This is a genomic window from Streptomyces pactum (assembly GCF_016031615.1).
GTDB classification, from domain to species: domain Bacteria; phylum Actinomycetota; class Actinomycetes; order Streptomycetales; family Streptomycetaceae; genus Streptomyces; species Streptomyces pactus.
Window position 1 is genome coordinate 2,736,470 of sequence record NZ_JACYXC010000001.1, and the last position, 24,172, is coordinate 2,760,641.

Here is a 24,172-nt window from a genome sequence, read left to right on the forward strand (position 1 = left end):
GGCCGGGTTCACACCGCCACCTCCGTCGAGGGGCCGGCCGGGCGGCCGGGGCGCGCCGGGGTGGCCGCCGGGGTGCCGGAGGCGGCCTCGCGGCCGGCGTCGTCGGTGGCCTGCTGCGCGCCCCGGCCGGCCGGGGCGCGCAGCACCTCGTACTCGGTGAGGTCCACCCGGCGGGTGGCCCGGCGGAAGGCGGTGGTGGTGCCCGGCCACAGGGTGGTGTTGCGCCCGCTGGGGTCGAGGTACCAGCTGCGGCAGCCGCCGGTGGACCACACGGTGCGCTCCATCCGCTGCTGGACGTGGGTGTTCCAGGCGTCCACCGCGGCCGGGCGGGCGTTGAGGGCGGCCTTGGTGCCGGGGCCGGCGAGCCGGTCCAGCCGGCGCAGGTAGTCGATCATGTAGTTCAGGTGGGACTCGATGATGAGGATCATGGAGCTGTTCCCCAGGCCGGTGTTGGGCCCGATGATGGTGAGCAGGTTGGGGAACCCGGCGGCGCTGGCCCCGCGCAGCGCCCGCATGCCGCCCCGCCACGCCTCGGCGAGGGTGATGCCGTCGGCGCCGGTGATGCGGGCGGCGATCGGCATGTCGGTGACGTGGAACCCGGTGCCGAAGACGATCACGTCGGCCTCGGTCTCGGTGCCGTCGGCGGCCACCAGCGTCGAGCCGCGCACCGATTGCAGACCGGAGGCGATCACCTCGGCGTTGGGGGCGGCGAGCGCCGGGTAGTAGGTGTTGGACAGCAGGATGCGCTTGCAGCCGATGCGGTAGTCCGGGGTCAGCTTGGCCCGCAGCTGCGGGTCCTTCACCGCCCGCCGCAGGTGCTGCCGGCCCAGCGCCTCGACCAGCCCGAGCTGTCCGGGGCGCTTGGTGAAGGCGCCGACCTGGAGTTCCCGGATGCCCCACAGCAGTCCGCGGCGCAGCGTGCGGGTGGCCGGGACCCGGCTGTGCAGCCACTGCTCGGCCGCGCTGATGCGGCGGTCCGCCCGGGGCAGGACCCAGGCCGGGGTGCGCTGGAAGACGGTGAGCCGGGCCACCCGCGGCTGGATGGCGGGCACGATCTGGATGGCGGACGCGCCGGTGCCGATCACCGCGACGCGCTTGCCGGTGAGGTCGTACCCGTGGTCCCAGCGGGCGGAGTGGAAGACCTTGCCGGGGAAGGTGTCCAGCCCCTGGACGTCGGGGATCTGGGGGTCGGACAGCGGTCCGCCGGCCGAGACCAGCAGGTCGGCGGTGAGCGTCTGGCGGGTGGTGGTGATCTCCCAGTGCAGCGCCTCGGTGTCCCAGCGGGCGGCGAGCACCTCGGAGTCGAACCGGATGTGCGGGCGCAGCCCGTAGGTGTCGGTGACGTGCTCCAGGTAGTCCCGGATGTGCGGCTGCCCGGAGAAGTTCCGGGGCCACCGGGGGTTGGGCGCGAAGGAGAAGGAGTACAGGTGCGAGGGGACGTCGCAGGCGCACCCCGGATAGGTGTTGTCGCGCCAGGTGCCGCCGACCGCGCCGGCCCGTTCCAGCACCACGAAGTCGGTGACCCCCTCGCGGCGCAGCCGGACGGCGGCGCCCAGGCCGCCGAATCCGGTTCCGATCACCGCCACCCGCACATGTTCACGCGTCAGCTCGGCCATGCCGCCGCCTTTCCGGTCCCGTGGGGCGCCGGATCGCCCGGCGCCGAACCATGCCAGCAATCACTGGCACGATGGGAGCGTAGGACAGGGATCTACTGAACGGTAGGGGGCGGGCGGGGAGAAGTTACCGACGGTTGCACCCGGCCGCCGGTGCCCCGGCCGCATAGGCTGCTGGCGTGGCGAACAGTGATCAGGCGCAGCGGGAGAGGGGTGCGGAGGTGCCCGCCAAGGGCCCCGGCCGCACCGGTCCCCCGGTGCGGGAGTACCGGATGGCGGAGCTGGCCAAGGAGGCCGGGATCACCGTCCGCACCCTGCGCTTCTACCGGGAGCGCAAGCTCATCCCGCCGCCGCGCCGGGAGGGCCGCATCGCCTGGTACAACGAGCACCACCTGGCCCGGCTGCGCACCATCGGCGCGCTGCTGGAGCGCGGCCACACGCTGGGCGGCATCGCCGACCTGGTGGCCGCCTTCGAGAGCGGCCGGGACGTGGGCGAGCTGCTCGGGCTGGAGAGCGCCCTGGCCGTGCCGTGGTCCGAGGAGACGCCGGTCCGGCTCACCCCCGAGGAGCTCGCCGACCACTTCGAGGGCGAGGTCACCCCGGAGAACCTGACCGCCTCGCTGGACCTGGGTTACCTCGCGGTGGACGGCGACGAGATCGTGCACGTCAGCCGCCGCCTGCTGGAGGCGTCCAGCGCCCTGGTGCAGGGCGGCATCCCGCTGGCCGCCGTGCTGGAGGCGGCCCGGGAGCTGCGCGTCCAGGTGGACACCATCGCCGCCACCTTCACCGACCTGATCCGCGCCCATGTCCTGGCCCCGGAGCACCACGGCGGCCCACCGGACGCGGCGGAGGCCGCCCGCCTTACCGGGACCGTGGAGCGGCTGCGGTCGATCGCCAAGAGCGTGGTGGACGCCGAGCTGTCCATGGCGATGGACCGGCGAATACGCGCCGAGCTGGACACCACCCTCGGCGAACGCACCGGCCCGCCCCCGGCCGCAGCCGGGTCCGCCCCGGCCGCCGCGGACGGGGCGGCCTCCACCGGAGGCGGGGTGCCGGACGAGGCGCAGGAACCGGGACCGGGACCGGGCCCGGCGGGGGCCGCGCCGGACGGGGCCGCGTAACCGGACGGGACCGCGCCGGGCGGCGGCCGGGCGCGCCGCACCGACCGCTCAGGACGCCCACGCCGTACCGCCGGCACCGGCCGGGCGGACCCGTCACGGGGACGTGGACGGCGGAGGCGGCGCGTGCCGGCGCACCGCGCCGGGGCGCGCCTCGGGCGGGCGCACCCGGCATGGAGGCGTACCGGGCACGGGCGGTGCCGGGGCGTACCCGGCAGGGGCGGTGCGGAGGCGTCCGGGCACTGACCGGTACGGGGACGCACCCGGTACCGGGGCGTACGCGCCGCCTCAGCCGTGCGCCGGGGACGCGGTCCCACCCCCGCGGCCGGACACCGGCCCGCCGGCCGGACCGGGCTGCCGGCTCACCGCGCCGGGGCGTAGCTGACCGTCACCGGGGCGTGGTCGGACCAGCGCAGGTCGTAGGAGGGCGCCCGCTCCACGACCGCCTTCAGCGCGCGCCGGGCCAGGCCGGGGGTGGCCACGTGGTAGTCGATGCGCCAGCCGGAGTCGTTGTCGAACGCCTTGCCCCGGTAGGACCACCAGGAGTACGGGCCCTCGACGTCCGGGTGGAGCGCCCGGACCACGTCCACGTACGCCGCCTCGTCGAAGACCCGGGAGAGCCACTCCCGCTCCTCCGGGAGGAAGCCGGAGTTCTTCCGGTTGGCCTTCCAGTTCTTCAGGTCCGCCTCCCGGTGGGCGATGTTCCAGTCGCCGCACACCAGGACCTCCCGCCCCGCCGCGGCGGCCCGCTCGCGCAGCTCCTTGAGGTAGGGCAGGAACTCCGCCATGAAGCGCAGCTTCTCCTCCTGCCGCGCGGTCCCCACCTCCCCGGAGGGCAGGTAGAGGCTGGCCACGGTGAGGCCGGGCAGGTCGATCTCGGCGTACCGGCCGCTGCCGTCGAACTCCGCCGAACCGAACCCGATGCGCACCGCCTCCGGCTCCCGCCGGGCGTACAGCGACACCCCCGCCCGCCCCTTCGCCGCGGCCGGCGCGTGCACGGTGTACCAGCCCTCCGGCTCCCGGATCCCGTCGGTCAGCTGGTGGGGTTCCGCCCGCACCTCCTGGAGGCAGACGACGTCGGCCTCGGTACCGGCCAGCCAGGCCGGGAAGCCCTTCTGGGCGGCGGCCCGCAGCCCGTTCACGTTCACAGTGGTCACGGTGGTGGAGGAGAGCATTCCGGCACGATACCGGCATCCGGCACCCGATGGTTCCTCCGGGCCGGACACCCGTACGATCCAGGGAATGGAGATTCGCCGCGTTCGTTTCGACCATCCCGATGCCGTCGCGCTCAACGACCGGGTACAGCTGGAGTACGCCGAGCGGTACGGCGAGGGGGACCTCACCCCGCTCGACCCGGACCAGTTCGACCCGCCCCGGGGCCTGTACCTGCTCGTCTACGACGAGCAGGGCCGCCCGGTCGCCTCCGGCGGCTGGCGTGCGCAGGAGGCGAACGACGAGGGCTACGCGGACGGCGACGCCGAGCTGAAGCGCATGTACGTCATCCCCGAGGCCCGCGGGCTCGGCCTGGCGCGCCGCGTCCTCGCCGAGCTGGAGGCGAGCGCCCGGGCCGCCGGGCGGATCCGGATGGTGCTGGAGACCGGCACCAAGCAGCCCGAGGCGATCGCGCTCTACGCCTCCAGCGGCTACGTGCCGGTGACCAAGTTCGGTCTGTACCGCGACTACGAGAGCAGCCGCTGCATGGGCAAGGCGCTGGACCGGCCGGTCCCGCTGCCCGACCGGCGGGCCGCCGGGAGCGCCCCGCGCGTCTAGTCTCCCCGGCCCGGGCGGGTGCCGATCACCACCGTGGCGTACAGCTCCTCGCAGCTGACCACCTGGGGTACGAGACCGGCCCGGGCCACCTCCGCAGCGGTGCGCGGGGCCTGCCGTTCGCTCGTCTCGACCAGCAGGCGGCCGCCGGGTGCCAGCCACCCCGGCGCCCCCGCGGTCACCCGCCGCTGTACCGCCAGGCCGTCCGCGCCGCCGTCCAGCGCCACCCGGGGTTCGTGGTCCCGGGCCTCCGGCGGCAGCAGCGCGATCTGCTCGGTGGGGACGTAGGGCGCGTTGGCGACCAGGACGTCCACCCGCCCGCGCAGCTCCGGCGGCAACGGCCGGTAGAGATCGCCCCGGTACACCCGGGCGCCCGCCGGGACGTTGCGGCGGGCGCAGCGGACCGCGGCGGCGTCGACGTCCGCCGCGTACAGCCGGGCCCGGGGCACCTCGGCGGCGAGCACGGCGCCCACCGCCCCGGTACCGCAGCACAGGTCGACCACCACGGGGTCCGTTCCGGCGTCCCGCGCGGACGCCCGCCCCGCCAGCTCCACGGCCCGCCGCGCCAGGAACTCGGTACGGCGCCGGGGCACGAAGACGCCGGGTTCCACGGCGATCCGCAGGCCGCAGAACTCCGCCCAGCCCAGGACCTGTTCCAGCGGGACCCCGGTGACCCGCCGCTCCACCAGCGCGGCGAGTTCGGCGGCCGAGCGCGCCTGGGCCCGCAGCAGGCGCGCCTCGTCCTCGGCGAAGACGCACCCGGCGGCGCGGAGCCGGCCGACGACCGGGTCCTCGGCGGGACGGGGACCGGGCCCGGCGGGGACGGCACCGTCCGGGCCACCGGGAGCGGCGGCGGCGCAGTGGGCGGAGGGATCCGCGCCGGGGCGACCCGGAGCGACGGCGCCGGCGTCCCGCGGGGAGACGGCAGCGGCGGAAGAGGGGAAGGAGAAGACCGACATGGGAGCCTTTCGGGATGCCGATGGGGGCTCCCGCGGTCACCTAGGTCGTCGGGACCGCAACGGTTCGGGGAGGGAGCGCCCTGCCTGACACAGCGGTAATCGCTCTCACCTCCTCCGGTCACTCCACTGCTGAGGTCGCTCACCCTACCCGAGCCGCCCCCGGGGCGGCACCGTCCGCGCACCCTGACCTGACGTCACCCCTGGGCGCGGACAGGCGGTTTCGGCGCGGCACGGCGCCGGCCCGCGGCACGGCGCCGGCCCGCGGCACGGTGCCGGCCCCCGCCCGGTACCCGCCCGCCCGTGGACGAACAGGCGGCCCGCCGAGCGGCGGACGAACGGACGCCGGGCCGGGTCGGCAGGACGGTGCTGGGCCGGACGGCGGCGCCGGACGCGGGTCCAGGCACAGGCGGGGCCGGGCAGGGGCGGGGGCCGGGCAGGGGGCGGGGGCAGAGACATGGGCAGCCCCGGGCGCGGGCGGGCGTACAGGCGGGCGTTGACGCCCGCCCCTTCGTCCACCGGTCGAGCAGGCCGCCCGGCGGGGCCTTGCCCACCCGCCAGATGCCCGCCCGGAAGTCCGGGTCTCACCCGAGAATCCGGCCTCCCCGGGAAGGCGCACGTGCCGGGGAGGTGAATCTCCCCCGAAACGCCGAGATCCCGCCGGTTCGATGAACCGAGCGGGATCTCGTCAACCACCCTGCGGTGGTTGTTGCGGTGGACCTGAGGGGATTTGAACCCCTGGCCCCCTCGATGCGAACGAGGTGCGCTACCGGACTGCGCCACAGGCCCTTGCAACGAGTGAAACTCTAGCATCCCCATCCGGGTACTCGGAAATCCGCTCCGCCGCTGGTCGGTGGTGTGGCCGCACCCCCGGCCGCCGCGCCCGCGTCCCCGGCCCGGCTCCTGGTCCCGGCTCCCCCGACCCGCTCCCGCCCCGCGCCCAAGCGCAGCGCGTCCGCCTCACTCGTTGGCGGCGCGCGGCCGGTCTTCGTCGGCGTACTGGTCGAAGAGCGGGGGTGCGGCCGCGCTCGCGGGGGGCGGCGGGGGCGGGGCGGCCGGCCGGGGGCGCGGGGAGACCTCGCGGGAGCCGGTGGACTGCTCGGCGGGCCCGGCGGTGCCGGACCGGGCGGAACTCCAGGCGTCCGCGGCGTCCAGATCCACGTTGCCCTGGGCGCGCGGGGCCACCGGCGCGGTCACATAGGTGGGCAGCGGCACCGGCACCGGGTCCCAGCTGCCGCCCGCCGCCGGCCCCCGGTCCCGCTGCTGGTCCACCCACTCGGCGTGGTCGGTCTGCTCCACCAGGGCGCGGCGGTCGGCGGCGTGCGCGGCGGCCGCCGCCTCGGCCGCCGCGGCGGCACCCTGGGCGGCACGGTCGGGCTGCCGGTCGCGGGGGGCCGGTCCCGGGTGCTCCGGGGCCGGGTGGCGGTCGGCGGCGCGGCGGTCCGCCGGGGCCGGGGTCCGGTGCGCCGGGGCGCGGTGGTCGGCCCGGGCGGGGCCAGCCTGGCCCGGCCGCTCGGCGGCCGCGGCGCGGTCCGGACGGGGGGCCGGGCGGTCGGCGCCGGCCGCGCGGCCCTCGCCCCCGTCGGCGTACCCGGTGCGGCGGCCCCCGGTGGCGTGGTCCGTGCGACGGCCCCCGGTGGCGTGGTCGGTGCGGCGTCCGCCGGTGGCGTGCTCCCGCGCACCGGGGTCGGCCTGCTCGGCGCGGGCCGGCGCCGGGCCCGCCGGTGTGCCGCCGGGGCCGCCGGCCGCCGAGCGGGACCGCAGTGCCCGCTCCCGCAGCTGCTGGGCGGCCAGCTCCGCGCGGCGCTGGTCCATGGTGAAGGCGAAGCGGCGGCGCTCCTGGGCCCGCAGATGGACGATGTACGCGCTCAGCAGGACGGCCGGGATGCCCGGGGCCCACAGGAACGCCACCCCGCCGACCGCGGCGACCACCGCGCCGACGGTGAAGGCGAGGAAGAGCACCACCGTGGTGCGCCGGCGGCGGGCCAGCACCTTGGCGCGCCGGCTGCGTTCGAGCGGCGAGGGCACCGCGGGCGGCACGGGCCGGCCGGTGTCCCGGGCGGCCGGACCGGCGGGGTCGATCACCGTGCTGCCCGGCACGTCATCGGGGTCGGGGGGTTCGACGAAGGCCCGGACGTCCACCACATCGGTCAGGGCGTCCGGGTCGTGCACCCCCCGGTGGTCCGCGGGGGCCGTCCCGTCGTCGGGGCCGGCCGGGTCCTCGGCCGCCCGCGCCTGGAGGTCCTTGGCGTAACGGCGCTCCATCCCCGCCCGTCCGGACAGGAGCCGGATGGCGGTGCTGAAGCGCTCCGTCGGACGGGCCTCGTTGAGCTCGTCCTGCCTACGGAGCCACATGGGCACCAGGTAGGCGGCCCAGGCCCCGACGATGACTGCGTAGATGAGGCCACTGCTGCTCACGCTCACACGGTAGAGGGGTTTCCGTGAGGCAATCGGCCAATTGGCGCGGTGTGTCGCACGATCTGGCTGATATCTCGAACATTTTTTGTGATTGTTGAGATCAGCAGTCGGCAAGTGTGTTCAATTGGTGAGCAATTTCGAACACATTTTTTATTTCTGGGAAGCTCCCGGTCGCATCCGGTGCCAGCGGGCGAGCATCCCCTCCGGCACCTCCTCCGCGGTCAGCGCGTAGACCAGATGGTCCCGCCAGGCGCCGTCGATGTGCAGATAACGGGGCCGCAGCCCTTCCTCGCGGAATCCGAGTTTCTCCACCACCCGGCGGCTCGGCCCGTTCTCCGGCCGGATGCACACCTCGATCCGGTGCAGCCCGACGGCGCGGAAGCAGTGGTCCACGGTGAGCGCCACGGCGGTCGGCATGACCCCGCGGCCCGCCACCGCCTCGTCCACCCAGTAGCCGATGTGGCCCGAACACATCGACCCCCAGGTGATCCCGGCGACGGTCAGCTGCCCGGCCAGCCGCCCCCGGTACTCGATGACGAACGGCAGCATCCGCCCCGCGTGGGCCTCGGACCGCAGGTGGCGCACCATCTGCCGGTAGGTGGGCCGGTGGATGACCGGACCGCCCGGCAGGGTCGGCGGGATGGTCGCCTCCCACGGGCGCAGCCACTCCCGGTTGCGCTGGTTCACCTCGCGCCACGCCTTGTGGTCGCGCAGCCTTATCGGGCGGAGGACCGTGTCGCCGTCCGCCAGCTCCACCGGCCAGAAGGCGTTCAGCTGGGGCTCCCGTGCGGACCGGCGGGTCTTGGGTGGTCACCGCCGCGGAGCTGGTCCACGGCGTGCACCAGCAGCCGGCCCAGGACGGCCAGGCCGTCCCGGACGCCGCCGGTGGACCCGGGCAGATTGACGATCAGGGTGGTCCCGGCCACGCCGGCCAGGCCCCGGGAGAGCGCGGCGGTGGGCACCTTGGCCAGGCCCTCGGCCCGGATGGCCTCGGCGATGCCGGGGATCTCGTAGTCGATCACCCGGCGGGTGGCCTCGGGGGTGCGGTCGGTGGGCGAGACGCCGGTGCCGCCGGTGGTGACCACGGCGTCGTACCCGCCGGCCACCGCCTCGCGCAGCGCCGCCTCCACCGGATCGCCGTCCGGCACCACCCGGGGGCCGTCCACGGTGAAGCCGAGCGCGGTCAGCCCCGCCGCGATCAGCGGTCCGCCCCGGTCCTCGTACACCCCGGCGGCGGCGCGGTTGGAGGCGGTCACCACCAGCGCGCGGTACCCCGGCCCGGGCGCCGGCCGGGACGTCATTCCCGGCTCCAGTCGCCGGACTTGCCGCCGGTCTTCTCCTCCACCCGTACGTCCGTGATCCGGGCGCCCTTGTCCACCGCCTTGACCATGTCGATCACGGTGAGGGCGGCGACGGTGACCGCGGTCAGCGCCTCCATCTCCACCCCGGTGCGGTCGGTGGTCCGCACGGTGGCGGTGATCTCCACCGCCTCGTCGGCGACGGTCAGGTCCACCGTCACCCCGGAGACCGCCAGCGGGTGGCAGAGCGGGATCAGGTCCGGGGTGCGCTTGGCCCCCATGATCCCGGCGATCCGTGCGGTGGCGAGGGCGTCGCCCTTGGGCACCCCCTCCCCCCGCAGCAGCTCCACCACGCGGGGCGAGACCAGCACGCGCCCGGAGGCACGGGCGGTGCGGGTGGTGACGTCCTTGGCGGAGACATCGACCATCCGCGCCGCGCCGGCGTGGTCGAGGTGGGTGAGATGGTCCTGCGCGCTGCTCATCGTTCTCCCGGTCGGGCCCCATGGCTCGTTGTGGTACGTCACCGTACCCGCAGTGCCCCGGGGCGGGGTCGCCGAGTGTCCCCGCGCGGAGCGGGACACCCGGGCGGGTCAGGTCAGCAGCACCACGTCCACCTCCGCGCCGGCGGCCACCGCGGTGGTGTCCTCGTCCACCACGATCAGGGCGTTGGCCTGCGCGAGCGCCGCCACCAGGTGCGATCCGGCACCGCCCACGGGGGTGACGGTGCCCGGCTCACCGGGCACCGCCGCGGGCTCGTACCGGCCGCGCAGGAACTGCCGCCGGCCCCGCGGGGAGGAGGTGACGGCCTCGGCGCACACCGCCCGCCGGGTGGTGCGGTGCACGTCCGGCAGGCCCATCAGGGTGCGGATCACCGGGCGGACGAAGAGCTCGAAGGAGACGTACGCGCTGACCGGGTTCCCCGGGAGCGCCAGCAGCGGCACGCGGTCCGGGCCGATCCGCCCGAACCCCTGCGGCTTGCCGGGCTGCATGGCGACCTTCCGGAACTCCACGTCGCCGCCGAGCGCCTCCTTGACCACGTCGTACGCGCCGACGCTGACCCCGCCGCTGGTGACGATGGCGTCCGCGCGGATCAGCTGGTCCTCCACGGCCGCCCGGAGCGTGGCGGCGTCGTCCGCCACCGCCCCGGCCCGGTAGGCGATGGCGCCCGCCTCCCGGGCGGCGGCGGTGAGCTGGAAGCTGTTGGAGTCGTGGATGCGGCCCGGCGCGAGCGCCTCGCCGGGCGGCACCAGCTCACTGCCGGTGGACATCACCACCACCCGCGGCCGCGGCCGGACCGTCACCGTGGCGCGGCCGATCGCGGCCAGCAGCGCGATCTGCGGCGGGCCCAGGACCGTGCCGGCGCGCAGCGCGAGCTCCCCGGCCCCGACGTCGCTGCCCCGGGCGCGCACATGGGCACCGGCCGCGACCGGGCGGTGCACCCGCACCCGGCCGGTGGCGCCCTCGGGGGCGGCGCTGTGCGCGCGCATCGCGGTGGCGGGCCCCCCGCCGGTGCCTCCGTCGGTCCACTCCACCGGCACCACGGCCTCGGCGCCCGGCGGCAGCGGGGCGCCGGTCATGATGCGGGCGGCCTCGCCCGGCCCCACCGCGGGCGGCTCGCCGCTGCCCGCCGCGACGTCGCCGATCACCGTGAGCACCGCCGGCTCCCGCTCGCTCGCCGCCGCGACGTCGGCGGTGCGGACCGCGTAGCCGTCCATGGAGCTGTTGTCGAAGGGCGGCAGCGCGACGGGGACGGTGACGTCCTCGACGAGCACACAGCCCTGCGCCTCCAGCAGCGGCAGCTCGATCGGCTCCAGCGGGCGGATCTTGCCGAGGATGTCGTCCAGGTGGTCGGCCACCGGCCACAGGCGGTCCGCGTCCTGCGCACCGCGGCCGGCACCGCCGGACCGGGCCGTCCCCCGGGTTCCGGGGCCGCCGGCCCCCTGGGTGCGCGGTACCGCGGCGTCGCAGCCCGTCGTGCCCGGGCCGTGGCCGGCCCCCGGTCCGTGGTCGGCGGCCTGCGCCGCGGTGCTGCTCAACGCGCTACATCTCCTCGTCTACGAAACTCCGGAGCCAGGCCCGGAAGTCCGGACCCAGATCTTCACGTTCGCACGCGAGTCTGACAATGGCACGCAGGTAATCGCCGCGGTCTCCGGTGTCGTACCGGCGGCCCTTGAAGACGACGCCGTGCACCGGGCCGCCGAGGTCCGGATTCTCGGCCAGCGCCTGGAGGGCGTCGGTCAGCTGGATCTCGCCGCCGCGGCCGGGCCGGGTCTCGCGGAGCACCCCGAAGATCGACGGGTCGAGCACGTAGCGGCCGATGACCGCGTAGTTGCTGGGGGCGTCGGCCGGCTCGGGCTTCTCCACCAGCCCGCTGACCTGGACCACCCCGTCGTCGAAGGTCGGCTTGACGGCGGCGCAGCCGTACAGGTGGATCTGCGACGGGTCCACCTCCATCAGCGCGATCACGCTGCCGCCGTGCTGCTCCTGGACCTCCACCATCCGGGAGAGCAGCGGGTCCCGGGCGTCGATCAGGTCGTCGCCCAGCAGCACCGCGAACGGCTGGTCGCCCACGTGCGGCGCCGCGCAGAGCACCGCGTGCCCCAGTCCGCGCGGGTCGCCCTGCCGGACGTAGTGCATGGTGGCGAGGTCGCTGGACTCCTGGACACGGGCGAGCCGGGTGGCGTCGCCCTTCCGGGCGAGCAGCTCCTCCAGCTCGTAGTTGCGGTCGAAGTGGTCCTCCAGCGGGCGCTTGTTGCGGCCGGTGATCATCAGGACGTCCGAGAGCCCCGCGTGGACGGCCTCCTCCACCACGTACTGGATCGCCGGCTTGTCGACGACCGGCAGCATCTCCTTGGGAGTGGCCTTCGTCGCGGGGAGGAAGCGGGTGCCGAGTCCCGCTGCGGGAATGACAGCCTTGCTGATCCGAGTACGCGATTCAGTCATGTCCTGAACCTTATCCGGTGGCTTTGACCGAATGACGAGGGTTCAGTGGATATGACACGAGACAGGAGATATGTGCGTCCCGATGATCAGTCCTGAGGCTAGTAAGGAAGCTTTGCGGAAACGTCTCCTCTCGGTAAGGGCCGGGTTGACAGCAGATGACGTCACGGCGGCGGAGGCGGCTGTGACCCGTCACGCGCTGGCCCTGCCGGAGCTGGCCTCGGCCCGGACGGTCGCCGCCTACGTCTCGGTCGGCCGCGAACCGGGCACCCGGGCCCTGCTGGAGGAGCTGCGCGCCCGGGGCGTCCGCGTGCTGCTGCCGGTGCTGCTGCCCGACAACGACCTGGACTGGGCCGTCCACCGGGGCCCCGGCACCCTCGCCCGCGCCTCCCGGGGGCTGCTGGAGCCCACCGGCGAGCGGCTGGGTCCGGACGCGGTGCTCACCGCGGACACCGTGCTGCTGCCCGGCCTGGCGGTGGACCGCACCGGACTGCGGTTGGGCCGCGGCGGTGGCAGCTACGACCGGGTGCTGGCCCGGCTGGACGCGGCGGGCGCGGCCCCCGCCCTGGTGGTGCTGCTCCACGACGGCGAACTGCTGGACCGGGTCCCCGCCGAGGCGCACGACCGCCCGGTACGGGCCGCGGTGACCCCCTCGGGCGTCCACCGCTTCCCCGCCGCGGGCTGACGGCGGGACGGGCCGCAGCGCGGGCACGGGTAGCCGGGCACGGGTGCGGGCCAGGGTGGCAGCGGCGGCGGATGGGTGGGGGGGCTCGGGCTGCGGGCAGGGGGTCGCAGAGGCGGCGGTACGGGCGGGCTGGGCGGCCGGGGGCGCCGGTACGGGCGGCTGGGGGGCCGGTGGGAGGGACGGAGAGCCCGGTACGGGCGCGTCCGGGGCCCGGGGCGGCGGCCAGGGGTGGACGCAGGGCGTGGGTGCGGGCGTCCCGGAGGCTGACAGAGGGGATACGGCCGGGGGGCGGGGTGGCCGAGGGCGGGGGTGGCCCAGGGCGGGGGGTACGGGCGGCCGGGCGCGGACGCGGCGGCGCACGGCCGCGGATACGGCCCTCGGCCCCGCCGCCGGAACCGTGTGGTTCCTGCGGGCGGGGCCGGAATCGGGTCCGCACGCGGCAGCGGGTCCGCACGGCGGCGTCCGGCCGCCGCGCGGACCGCGGCTCACGGGGTGAGAGCCAGCTCGTCCTCGGTGGACTTGTCGACCGCCCGCCGGCTGAACGACCAGGGCAGCAGCTCACCCTTGGCCCACTTGTCGGTCTGGTCGGTGTAGTGGTCGTGGAAGGCGTGGCCGGACGCCCCGGTGAGGTTGATCCAGCGGGACTTGTCCAGGTCCTGGAGGTTGACCACCATCCGCATCGACGGCACCCAGGAGACCTCGTAGCCGCCGGCCGCGTTCCAGCCGGTGGCGTTCACCGCCGCCTCACCGCCGCCGAGGTTCCACGGACCCCGGTTGAGCAGCCACTGGATGTAGCCGGGGCCCTCCTTGCCGAGGGTCTGGTTCTTCAGGGTCAGCCGGTGCAGCCGGCCCCAGCTCCAGCTGTCGACGTCCTTGCCCAGCTTGGCGGTCAGCTCGTAGCGGGCGTCCTTCATGGCCCGGGCGAGCAGCTCGTCGCGGTTGGTGGCGCCGGGGTTGGTGGAGGTGCCGGACGTCTTCCACCAGTTGTTCTTCGGCTCGTCGAGGATGTTGCGCACCACCTCGTACCAGCGGTCGCCGCCGTCCGGCTGGGCCGAGGACCGGCTCCGCTGGCCGCACTCGCGGACCGTGCGGGTGTTGCCGTCCAGGTCCTCCACCGGGCCCGAGTCGTCGGCCGGCCGCACCCGCAGGCACTGCCCCTCGACCCGCAGCTCCTTGGGGAGCTTGTTGCCGAAGGCGAGCATCAGGGTGTTGCGCCAGACGGCGTTGAAGTAGGCGGCGGCGGCCGAGTCGGAGTCCTGGGTGTAGTCCCAGCCCTCCAGCAGCTGCTGCGCCTCGCGGACGTAGCCGTCCTTGATGTCGATCTTCAGCAGGTAGGGCGTGAGCAGCTCGGCGATCTCGCTGCTGTTGTCCATCTGCATGCTCTGCATGTCGTCGGTCGAGATCTTCCCGCCGTCCTTGATCTTCGACTCGATGAGGTCGTTGATCCGCTGGCTGCGGGCGCCGTAGCCCCAGTCGTCGGTGAGCCGGTAGCGGTACTTGTCGTCCACCACGGCCTGGTTGGCGGTGACGATGTAGCCGCGCTCGGGGTTCTTCTCCCAGGGCAGCGCGGACTGCGGGATGAAGCCCTGCCAGCGGTACTCCGGGTCCCAGCCGGGGGCCGGGTAGCGACCGTCGCCCTTGCCGCGGACCGGGATACGGCCCGGCGCCTGGTAGCCGATGTTGCCGTCGGTGTCGGCGTAGATCATGTTCTGCGCCGGAACGGCGAAGTCGGCGGCGGCCTTGCGGAACTGGGTGAAGTCCTGGGCCGCGTTGAGGTCGAACAGCGCGTCCATGGTCCTGGAGGGTTCCAGGGCGGTCCAGCGCAGGGAGACCGCGTAACCGTCCCCGCGGTCCGGGGCGAGGTTGCCGACGGGCGCGTTCTCGCCCACCTTGTCCAGCTCGTCGTCGAGCGCGTCGTCCCGGTCGGAGATCACCGGACGGCCGTCCTTGGTGGTGCGGACGGTGATCGTACGGCTCTTGTCCTCCGCGACCTTGATGGTCTCCTTGCGGGTGGTGAACGGGACCTGCTTGCCGTCGTACAGGTAGCTGTCCGCGGTGACCTTCTCCAGGTACAGGTCGGAGACGTCCGCGCCCAGGTTGGTCATGCCCCAGGCGATCTTGGCGTTGTGGCCTATCACCACGCCCGGCATGCCGGCGAAGGTGTAGCCGGCCACGTCGTACGGGCAGGCGGTGTCCACCCGGTTGCAGTGCAGGCCCATCTGGTACCAGACCGAGGGCAGCTGCGGGGCCAGGTGCGGGTCGTTGGCGAGCAACGGCTTGCCGGTGGTGGTGTGCTCCCCGGAGACCACCCACGAGTTGGAGCCGATGCCGGACCCGTTGGGGCCGAGCAGCGCCGGGATGTCCTCCACGGTGCGGGAGAGCGAGCTGAGCTGGGTCTGCAGGCCCTGGGTGGAGCCGGCCGGGGTGCCGGTGCCGGTCCCCTGCGTGCCGGTGCCGGCGGTGCCCGTGCCCTGCGTCCCCGTGCCCGTGCCGGTGCCCGTACCGCCGGGGGTGCCGGTGCCGGTGCCGCCGGGCGTGCCCGTGCCCGTACCGGTGCCGGTGCCGTCGGGGGTGCCGGTGCCCGTGCCGCCGGGGGTGCCGGTGCCGGTGCCGCCGGGCGTCTCGCTGCCGGAGGCGGGGGGCGTGGCGGCCGGGTCGAACTCCTCGGTGATCGGATCGACCGCGCCGCCGTCGACGATGGGCTTGTTCCGCTCGTAGGGGTACGGCGGGTACAGCTCCTCGATCTGCTTCTTGCTGAGCCGACTGGAGGACAGCGCGCGGTCGATCTCGTCCCGCATGTTGGCGCGCAGGTCCCAGGCCATCGCCTTCAGCCAGGCGACCGAGTCGACCGGGGTCCACTTCTCGGGCTTGTAGTCGTTGACGAACTCCATGGCCGCGTACTCGACCGACAACTCCTTGCCCTGGTGGTCGTCGAGGTACGCGTTGACGCCGTCGGAGTACGCCTGCAGGTACTTCTTCGTCTCCGCCGACAGCTTGGTGTCGTACTCCTGCTGCGCGATCCGCCGCCAGCCCAGGGTGCGGAGGAAGGCGTCGTTCTCCACCTGGTCCTTGCCGAACATCTCCGACAGCCGGCCGGCGGTCATGTGGCGGCGTACGTCCATCTCCCAGAAGCGGTCCTGGGCCTGCACGTAGCCCTGGGCGCGGAACAGGTCCTCCGGGGTGTCGGCGTAGATCTGCGGGATGCCGTAGCCGTCACGCTTCACCTGGACCGGTCCGGACAGGCCCTTGAGCTGGAGGGAGCCGGTGGTCTCCGGGAACGAGGCACGCACCGTGCTGACGCTCCAGTAGGTGCCGTATCCGACGCCCGCCACGAGCAGCAGCACGACTGCGATCACGATCAAGCGGGCACGTCGGCCCTTCTTCTTCCGAGAAGGGCCGTTTTGGTTGGCGGGCATCGCTGTCCTTCGAGGGCAGGGTGGTCCTGGAGTGCTGGAGCAACCATAGGCGCAGCGCCGGGGCCACCCTTACGCGGAGTCTTCCCTCGCGGACGGACCGGGGCCGCCATCGGATGGGACTGGCGTCAAGAACCCGTAAAATGTTAGGCAAGGCAATGAAGTTTCGGAGTGCGGTTCCGAACAACCGGAACGGACATTCCGGGGTGTACGCCATAAATATCCAGCGCGGAAAGGCGATTCACGGGCGCGGTGGGGGAAGCCCCGTCGCATCCGGGATGCCGAGGACGCCTCCGTGTACGCGAGACCACGGAGACGGAACCGGCGGCGAAGCGGACGGAGGGAACCGGGGAGCCACCCGGCCCCGGGGCCGACGGCCCTTCGCGCGGCGGCGGACGCCCCGGGCCCGGCCGGCGTCCGCCCGGTGGCGGCCCTGTGGCGGCCCTGTGGCGGCCCGATGGCCGGACGCGGGGAGCGGAGACGCTCCCGGAACGGAGGATGCCCGGAGAGTGGAGGAGGCCGAACAGAACGGAGAACGACCGGAGGCGGAGGCTGTGACGGCAGCCGGAGTCCGCGGCGGGAGACGGAGACCGTGGCGGGAGACGGAGACCGAAGCGGGAGCCGGACGCCGCGACGGAAGCCGGAGACCGAGGCGGCATCGGAAACCGTGGTGCGGCACCGGAAACCGTGGCGGGAGCCGGAGGAACGTTTCGGCTGCCACGTCGCACCCACCCGCCCGCAAGCGCCGAGACAACCCGTGATCAACCCTGAGCGCACACGAGAAAGGCCCGGCCCCTGACTGTCCACCACCTGAACGAACTTCTGTTGCTCTGCTCGCTGGTGCTGCTGATCGCCGTGGCGGCGGTACGCGTCTCCACCCGCAGCGGGCTCCCGACCCTGCTCATCTACCTCGGCATCGGCGTGGCCATGGGCCAGGACGGCCTCGGCATCTCCTTCGACGACGCGGAGATGACCCAGGTCATCGGCTACGCCGCGCTCGTGGTGATCCTGGCCGAGGGTGGCCTGGGAACCAAATGGCGGGACATCAAGCCGGCCCTGCCGATAGCCGGAATGCTCGCCACCGTCGGCATCGCGGTGAGCGTGGGGGTCACCGCGGCGGCGGCCCACTACCTGGTGGGACTCGACTGGAAACAGTCGCTGATCGTCGGCGCGGTGGTGTCCTCCACGGACGCCGCGGCGGTCTTCTCGGTGCTCCGCAAAGTCCCGCTGCCCAAACGCCTGACGGGCGCCCTGGAGGCCGAATCGGGGTTCAACGACGCCCCGGTGGTGATTCTGGTGGTGGCGTTCTCCACGCACGGGCCGGTCGACCACTGGTACGTACTGATCGGCGAGATCGCCCTGGAGCTGACGATCGGAGCGGCGATCGGCCTCGCGGTGGGCTGGCTGGGCGCGTACGGGCTGCGCCATGTGGCACTGCCCGCCTCCGGCCTCTACCCGATCGCGGTGATGGCCATCGCCGTGGTCGCGTACGCCTCCGGAGCGCTGGCGCACGGCTCGGGCTTCCTCGCCGTGTACCTCGCCTCGCTGATCATGGGGAACTCCCGTCTGCCGCACTGGCCGGCCACCCGCGGGTTCGCCGAGGGGCTGGGCTGGATAGCCCAGATCGGCATGTTCGTCCTGCTCGGGCTGCTGGTCACCCCGCACGAGCTGGGCGACGACATCGTCCCCGCGGTGGTGGTCGGGCTGGCGCTGACCATGGTGGCGCGGCCGTTGTCGGTGGTGGTGAGCGTGCTGCCGTTCCGGATGCCGTGGCAGGAACAGGTCCTGCTGTCGTGGGCCGGGCTGCGCGGCGCGGTGCCCATCGTGCTCGCCACCATCCCCATGGTGAGCGACGTCCCCGACAGCCGGCGCATCTTCAACGTGGTCTTCGTGCTGGTGATCGTCTACACCGTGATCCAGGGGCCGACCCTGCCGTGGGTGGCCCGGCGGCTCCGGCTGGGCGACTCCGAGGCCACGTCCGACCTGGGCATCGAGTCCGCGCCGCTGGAGCGGCTGCGGGGGCACCTGCTCTCGGTGTCGATCCCCGCGGAGTCCCGGATGCACGGCGTCGAGGTGAGTGAACTGCGGCTGCCCGCCGGCGCCGCAGTCACCCTGGTGGTCCGCGAGGGCAACAGCTTCGTGCCGCTGCCCTCCACGGTCCTGCGGCGCGGTGACGAACTGCTGGTCGTCACCACGGACCCGGTGCGGGACGCGGCGGAGTCCCGGCTCCGGGCCGTCGCCCAGGGCGGCAAACTCGCCGGCTGGCTCGGCGCCGCCGGCCCGTTCACCGGTACCGGCGAACGCGGCCGGTCCGGTGGCACCGAACACGGCCGGTCGGGCGAGAGCGAACGCGGCCGGATCGGCGGGGGCGGACACGGCCGGCCCGGCGAGGGCGGACACGGCCGGTCCGGCAAGGGCCGTGGCGCCGGTGGCGAAGGCCGGGGTCCTTCCGGTGGCACCGCAGACGGCCCCACCGGCAACAACAACCCGAGCGACAGCGGGAGCTCCCGGGCCGACGGCGCGACGGACGCGGACCGGACCGGTGGCGCGGCTGCTGACGGAGACCGGACCGGCGGTGGCAGCGGCGGCGGGAGCGGCAGTTCCCGGCACGGCCGTCCCGGACGCGCCGGATAGCCGGGGCCGAGGCCGGGACCGGGACCGGGACCGAAACGGGGACTGGGGCCGGGGCCGGGGCCGGGCGCCCGGGCGCTACGGCCGGCACCGGGTGGCCGGGTGGGCCGTACGGCCCCGCGCCGGGTGCTCGGGTCGCACGGCCCCGGGCCGGGTGCTCGGCCCGGAGTCCGGGTGGCCAGCCCCCGGGCGTGGTTGGCCGCAGCGGAGTGTCCGGCTCGGGCGTGGTCGGCCCGCGGCCGGGCCCCGGGCCGGTGCTTGACCCGAGGCCGGGGGCCGGGTGCTTGACCCGGTGGGGCCACGCTCCCGGGCCGAGCACCCCGGCCCCCGGCTCGGGACCCGGTGGCTCCGGCCCCCCGCAGACGTGGGCCGACGCAGGTCCCGGGCCGGGCACACACCGCCCGGCCCGGGAACCGCTTCCGTCCGCCGGCACGTCGAGACGGTCCCCGCGCGGTGCATATCGGCCGGTCGCCGCCCGATGCGCCGGTCGGTGACCACGGTCACCTCGGTGACGACACGGCCGCGTACCGGCCGGGCCGGTACGCAGGACACGTACGGCCGAGCGGCGGTACGGGACCGTACGACCACGGCGGCGGTACGGGCCGGGCCCGGCGACCCGTGAACGCGCCCGCTCGCGGGTCGGAGCACCACTGGAACCGGTGGCAACACCACGATCGGACCCCTACGGGCGGAGCGACGACCGAGTCGGCCGCCCGGCCCGTACGACCGTGCCACCGCACCGCACCACACCCGGACCCCCGTAGCGCCGCCCCCGCAACGCCGCGTACGACGCCCCCACCGCGCCCACTCAGGCGATGCCGGCCGGTGCGCCCCCGCCCCGACCGCCGCCGGAGCCTCCCGAAGCCACTCCACCGCACCGGGCCCGAGTCGCGTGGGGTCGGCCGGGCGAGAGATCACCCCGGCCGTCTCACGGCTTCGGCCACCAGGTAACATATCCGGGCAATAACCAACCCAACTCTGTCTGACGCAGAGCTGGCGCGACCGCACGGCGGCCGCGGTCCCCGCCCAGGGCGACCGGTCCGGCATCTACCACGGTCCCGCGCGAGAGGACGGCTCTCGGCGCGCTCCGGCGGTGATCCCTGGCGAGTGCGCTACCAGACGGCGGAAAGGCCCGGCCGTGGCAGCCACGGTCACTCAGCACAACAGCGGTAACGGTCCAGGTCACGGAGACGGCGCGGACGAGTCCGGCGCCCCGTCGGCACGCCCCGGCGGCCCCCCGGGGAAGCCCTCCCGGGACACCGCGGAGGAGCGGCGCCCCGGCTACGGGCAGTTGCTGCGCACCCATGGGGCATGGCGCTTCGTCGCCACCGGATTCCTGGCCCGGCAGCCGTTCGCCATGCTCACCATCGGCATCGTGCTGCTCGTCGAGCACTCCACCGGTTCCTTCGGTACGGCGGGTGCCGTCTCCGCGACCGCCGGTGTGTCCATGGCGCTGTGCGCGCCGCAGACCGGCAAGCTCGCCGACCGGTTCGGGCAGGCCGCGGTCCTGGTGCCCGGCGTATTGGTGCATGCCACGGCCGTCAGCCTGCTGACCACTCTGGCGCTGCTGCACGCTCCGCTGTGGGCGTTGTGCCTGGCTGCGGTGCCGGCCGGTGCCTCGGTGCCGCAGATCGGCCCCATGGTGCGCGCCCGCTGGGCCGCCCGGCTGGAGGGGTCGCCGCTGATGACGACCGCGACGGCGTTCGAGTCGGTGACCGACGAGTTCACCTTCGTGGTCGGCCCGGTGCTGGCGACCGCGCTGTGCACCGGGGTGCATCCGGCCGCGGGTCTGATCGCCGAGGCGACGCTGACCGTGATCGGCGGGTTGCTGTTCGCCGCCCAGCGGGCCACGCAACCCCGCCCCGGCCGTCACGGCCTGGACGCCCACGGTGCCGCACCGGGCCGTCGCGACCGTTCCGCGCTGGCCGTCCCGGGTGTACGGGTGCTGGTGGCCGCGTTCCTCGGCATCGGAGCCGTCTTCGGCGGCATGCAGGTCTCCCTGACGGCGTTCACCGAGGAAATCGGGCAGCCGGGGATCAACGGTCTCCTCTACGGGATCTTCGCCACCGGCAACATGCTGGCGGGTATCGCCAGTGGCGCGATCATGTGGCGTCGCAGCCCCCAGCAGCGCCTGCTCATCGCCTATCCGCTGCTGACCCTGGCCACCGCTCCGTTGTGGGCGGCCCACTCCGCGCTCCTGCTGGGCGCACTGGGACTCCTGGTGGGGCTGTGCCTCGCTCCAGCCCTGATCACCGGGTACACCCTCGTGGAGTCCCTGGTGCCGGCGACCGCCCGGACGGAGGCGTTCACCTGGCTGACCGGCGCGGTGGCACTGGGGCAGGCAGCGGCGGCGACCGCCGCGGGCCGCCTGGCGGACGACCACGGCGCGGAGGCGGGCTTCCTGGTCCCGCTGGCCGGTACGGGACTGGCCCTGGTGACGCTGCTGGCGCTCCGCCGGAGGCTCACCCCGGCCTCCTCCGGTCGGGTGGCCGCACGTGGAGTCGGTCACCGTGTGACCGCCCCGGTGGACTGACAGGCCGGAATACTGCACTATGGAGCGTCGTTAGCACTCATCGAGTGAGAGTGCCAGGAGGAGCAAGTGCCGACCTATCAGTACCAGTGCACCGCATGTGGCGAGGGCCTTGAGGCGGTGCAGAAGTTCACCGACGAGGCGCTGACCGAGTGCCCCAGCTGCAAGGGACGCCTGAAGAAGGTGTTCTCGGCGGTCGGCATCGTTTTCAAGGGGTCCGGTTTCTACCGGAACGACAGTCGCGGCTCCTCGTCCAGCAGCAGCCCGGCCAAGTCCTCGACGACCAAGAGCGACAGCGGTTCGTCGTCTTCTTCCTCCTCGTCGTCGTCATCCTCGACGTCGTCCTCGTCCTCCTCCTCGTCCTCGTCGAGTTCGTCCGGCAGCGCTTCGTCCGCCGCCTGACCTCCGGCTTCTCCGGCCCCCGTCTCGCCTCTGCCGGGCACGGGGGCCGAGCCGTACCCACGCTCATCAAGCCCTGGACCCGGCCGCACGTCCCGGCCCGCCCGACCTCGGCCCCCTGACCCGGCCGGCCGTCCCTGCCCGGATCGAACGACCGGCCGCAGAGCCGGTCGGCCGACGCCGCTTCCGTCTCGCCGCAGACGTGGGACTGCGGGCAGGACGCGGCGGGCGCAGGTCCCCCGACTCCCCAGCGCCGGCCCGGACGGTCGGTCCGGGCGAGCAGGAGGCAGGCGGCCCGGCGCCAACCCCAGGCCTTCGGTCCGGGCACAGGGGCGCCCTCACCCCGGGCCGGGGAGCGGCACCCACCCCGGGGCACAGCGGCCCCCTCCCGATGGGAGCCGCGGCCATCCCTCCCCCAGCGTGGAGGGGGCCGCCCATCTCGTCCCCAGCGGGCGGGGGCCGCGGCCATCCCGCCCCCACCCGGGCGAGGACCGCGGCCATCCCGCCCTCACCGGGGCGGGGACCGGGACCTTCCGGCTCCGGGTCGCGTCCGGGGCTTGCCGTGGGAGGCCGGCCGGGGCCGGCCACAGTGGCACGCGCCACCCGCGGGGTACGGAGGCCCACCGGTGGGGCGTTTCCACCATGCCGAGGCTGCGACCGAGCGAGCCACGTGCCTTCTTCGTCTCATCCACCACGGCGGCGCGGACGCGGCCGCTAGGGTGACAGCCATGGCTGAGACGAGCAACGCACAAGCGGACATAGGTGTCATCGGCGGTTCCGGTTTCTACTCGTTCCTTGACGATGTGACCGAGATCACGGTGAAGACTCCGTACGGTTCGCCGAGCGACTCGATCTTCGTCGGCGAGGTGGCCGACCGCCGGGTCGCCTTCCTGCCCCGGCACGGCCGCAGGCACCACCTGCCGCCGCACCGGATCAACTACCGGGCGAACCTGTGGGCCCTGCGCTCCCTGGGCGTGCGGCAGGTACTCGGACCGTGTGCGGTGGGTGGCCTCCGACCGGAGTACGGCCCCGGCACCCTGCTCGTCCCGGACCAGCTGGTGGACCGGACCAAGTCGCGCGTACAGACCTTTTTCGACGGCGAGCCCCTGCCGGACGGTCGGGTGCCCAACGTGGTGCACCTCACCTTTGCCGACCCCTACTGCCCGGCCGGGCGGAAGGCGGCGTTGGCCGCTGCGCGCGGACGCGACTGGGAGCCGGTTGACGGCGGCACCATGGTGGTCATCGAGGGCCCTCGATTTTCCACGCGTGCCGAGTCGAGGTGGCATGCGGAACAGGGCTGGGCGGTTGTCGGTATGACGGGGCACCCGGAGGCGGTGCTCGCCCGGGAACTTGAACTCTGCTACACCTCCATCGCTCTGGTTACGGATCTCGACGCGGGCACCGAGGCGGGGGAAGCCGTCTCCCACGGAGAGGTCATGCGGGTCTTCGGGGAGAACATCGGACGACTGCGCGAGGTGCTCTTCGACACCATCCGGGAGTTGCCGGACGGCCGGGGGCGGGACTGCCTGTGCACCATGGCCCACGACGGCTGGAATCTCGGTATCGATCTGCCGTGATGCCGGGCCGGCCCGTCCGCCCCCGACAGGACGGGCCGAGCCCCGCTCTCGGCCGGACCGATAGAGGCGCCAGGACACCGACCGGGTTCGGACCGGTGCCGTACGGGAGACTCTTTGCCCGGTCCGGTCCGGCCCGCGACCGGGACCGCCCTCCTGTCCTACGACCGGGATTCTCACGGGTGGCTGAGGTGTCCCGGGGCGTCTGATCACAGGCTGCCCGACGCCGGGCCCTGCCACCACCACGTGGGGCCGTGACCACTCGGCCGAGTGGCGCGGTTTTCCACAACTGGCAGGTAGCACACAGCCTGCAGCGGGGTCGCCGAGAAACAGGCATCGTCGAAGGGTCCGATCAACCGGGCCCCGGCCCTGACGAATCGCGGTGCAGCATGACCATCACGCCTGTTCTCCCCCTCGCCTCCGCCCCGTTCGCCGCGTCGCGAGCGATCCCCTCGAACCCTCGCCCCGCGTCTCCTTCCGCGCCTCCGTTCCGGCCCGGCCCGGTCGGCGCCGAGGCCGGCGGGCCGGGTCGTGAACCGGTGCCCGCCGCAGATCACGCCCCATGGTCACGGCGGCCGGGCCTCGGCCCCCCGGCGCCGCCCCGGCCGGCGCCACCGGCCTGTGACGTACCGCAGTTCGATCCGGTGCGGGTGCGGCGGTGGTGGGGGCGCCGGTGGCGATGGCCGTGCCGGGGTTGGCTGCGGCTGGCGGTGGCCGGGCTCGTGGTGACCGCGGCCACGGCGATCGCCACGGTGCCCGGTGCCGGCGAGGTGCCTGCGACCGACTCGGCGCGGGTCCCGGGCGGGGCACCACCGTCCGGGGCAGCGGTC

At 74.4% G+C, this 24,172-nt stretch carries 17 protein-coding genes and 1 tRNA gene; 7 read left to right on the forward strand and 11 right to left on the reverse strand.

From position 1 onward, the window contains the following. Positions 1–8 precede the first annotated feature (8 nt). Positions 9–1,616, reverse strand: a complete 1,608-nt coding sequence (locus IHE55_RS10625; protein WP_197988800.1) for a flavin-containing monooxygenase — start codon at positions 1,614–1,616, stop codon at positions 9–11. Between the two features lie 269 nt (positions 1,617–1,885). Here IHE55_RS10625 and IHE55_RS10630 point away from each other — a divergent pair, with 269 nt between their 5' ends. Beyond that, positions 1,886–2,734, forward strand: a complete 849-nt coding sequence (locus IHE55_RS10630) for a MerR family transcriptional regulator (RefSeq protein WP_197991926.1) — start codon at positions 1,886–1,888, stop codon at positions 2,732–2,734. Positions 2,735–3,093: 359 nt separating this feature from the next. On the opposite strand, the gene IHE55_RS10635 is transcribed toward IHE55_RS10630, so the two are convergent. Then, positions 3,094–3,906 carry an exodeoxyribonuclease III gene (locus IHE55_RS10635; protein ID WP_197988801.1) on the reverse strand — a complete coding sequence of 271 codons (813 nt, stop codon included), beginning with the start codon at positions 3,904–3,906 and terminating at the stop codon, positions 3,094–3,096. A 67-nt stretch (positions 3,907–3,973) separates the two neighbouring features. On the opposite strand from IHE55_RS10635, the gene IHE55_RS10640 reads away from it, so the two are divergent. Continuing rightward, complete coding sequence (locus IHE55_RS10640; RefSeq protein ID WP_197988802.1) at positions 3,974–4,501, forward strand: GNAT family N-acetyltransferase; 528 nt, start codon at positions 3,974–3,976, stop codon at positions 4,499–4,501. Here the strand turns inward: IHE55_RS10640 and IHE55_RS10645 are convergent. The 8 genes from IHE55_RS10645 to galU all read right to left on the reverse strand — a co-directional run bounded on the left by IHE55_RS10645 (position 4,498) and on the right by galU (position 12,113). Then, positions 4,498–5,457: a putative protein N(5)-glutamine methyltransferase gene (locus IHE55_RS10645; protein ID WP_197988803.1), complete on the reverse strand. Its 960-nt coding sequence runs from the start codon at positions 5,455–5,457 to the stop codon at positions 4,498–4,500. The two genes, IHE55_RS10640 and IHE55_RS10645, sit on opposite strands and share 4 nt — an antisense overlap. A 712-nt stretch (positions 5,458–6,169) precedes the next feature. Next, a tRNA-Ala gene (locus tag IHE55_RS10650) sits at positions 6,170–6,243 on the reverse strand. 171 nt (positions 6,244–6,414) lie between these two features. Beyond that, positions 6,415–7,872 (reverse strand): divisome protein SepX/GlpR, encoded by a 1,458-nt coding sequence (gene sepX, locus IHE55_RS10655; protein WP_197988804.1) that lies wholly within the window; start codon positions 7,870–7,872, stop codon positions 6,415–6,417. A 150-nt stretch (positions 7,873–8,022) separates the two neighbouring features. After that, a complete protein-coding gene (locus IHE55_RS10660; protein ID WP_197991927.1) occupies positions 8,023–8,646 on the reverse strand; it encodes a GNAT family N-acetyltransferase in 624 nt (207 codons plus the stop codon). Then, positions 8,643–9,173: a MogA/MoaB family molybdenum cofactor biosynthesis protein gene (locus IHE55_RS10665; RefSeq protein ID WP_197988805.1), complete on the reverse strand. Its 531-nt coding sequence runs from the start codon at positions 9,171–9,173 to the stop codon at positions 8,643–8,645. The genes IHE55_RS10660 and IHE55_RS10665 overlap by 4 nt, the downstream gene beginning before the upstream one ends. After that, positions 9,170–9,652: a cyclic pyranopterin monophosphate synthase MoaC gene (gene moaC, locus IHE55_RS10670; protein WP_197988806.1), complete on the reverse strand. Its 483-nt coding sequence runs from the start codon at positions 9,650–9,652 to the stop codon at positions 9,170–9,172. The genes IHE55_RS10665 and moaC overlap by 4 nt, the downstream gene beginning before the upstream one ends. 108 nt (positions 9,653–9,760) lie before the next feature. Then, the gene (gene glp, locus IHE55_RS10675) at positions 9,761–11,035 is read right to left on the reverse strand and encodes a molybdotransferase-like divisome protein Glp (protein WP_232266189.1); all 1,275 of its coding nucleotides are present in this window, start codon (positions 11,033–11,035) and stop codon (positions 9,761–9,763) included. Between the two features lie 175 nt (positions 11,036–11,210). Then, entirely contained in the window at positions 11,211–12,113 is a 903-nt protein-coding gene (gene galU, locus IHE55_RS10680; RefSeq protein ID WP_197988808.1) for a UTP--glucose-1-phosphate uridylyltransferase GalU, read from the reverse strand. Between the two features lie 82 nt (positions 12,114–12,195). Between galU and IHE55_RS10685 the strand changes: the two genes are divergently transcribed. Beyond that, on the forward strand, positions 12,196–12,795 hold the full coding sequence (locus IHE55_RS10685) for a 5-formyltetrahydrofolate cyclo-ligase (RefSeq protein WP_197988809.1): 600 nt from the start codon (positions 12,196–12,198) through the stop codon (positions 12,793–12,795). Between the two features lie 485 nt (positions 12,796–13,280). Here IHE55_RS10685 and IHE55_RS10690 read toward each other — a convergent pair whose 3' ends face one another. Next, on the reverse strand, positions 13,281–16,211 hold the full coding sequence (locus IHE55_RS10690; protein ID WP_197988810.1) for a penicillin acylase family protein: 2,931 nt from the start codon (positions 16,209–16,211) through the stop codon (positions 13,281–13,283). Between the two features lie 822 nt (positions 16,212–17,033). Here IHE55_RS10690 and IHE55_RS10695 point away from each other — a divergent pair. From IHE55_RS10695 to IHE55_RS10710, 4 genes are all read left to right on the forward strand, one after another. Next, entirely contained in the window at positions 17,034–18,842 is a 1,809-nt protein-coding gene (locus tag IHE55_RS10695; protein ID WP_232265524.1) for a potassium/proton antiporter, read from the forward strand. Positions 18,843–20,130: 1,288 nt separating this feature from the next. Further along, on the forward strand, positions 20,131–21,372 hold the full coding sequence (locus tag IHE55_RS10700; protein WP_232266190.1) for an MFS transporter: 1,242 nt from the start codon (positions 20,131–20,133) through the stop codon (positions 21,370–21,372). A 66-nt stretch (positions 21,373–21,438) separates the two neighbouring features. Beyond that, a complete protein-coding gene (locus IHE55_RS10705; RefSeq protein WP_197988811.1) occupies positions 21,439–21,771 on the forward strand; it encodes an FmdB family zinc ribbon protein in 333 nt (110 codons plus the stop codon). A gap of 725 nt (positions 21,772–22,496) precedes the next feature. Beyond that, complete coding sequence (locus IHE55_RS10710) at positions 22,497–23,345, forward strand: S-methyl-5'-thioadenosine phosphorylase (protein ID WP_197988812.1); 849 nt, start codon at positions 22,497–22,499, stop codon at positions 23,343–23,345. The last annotated feature ends 827 nt before the right edge of the window (positions 23,346–24,172 follow it).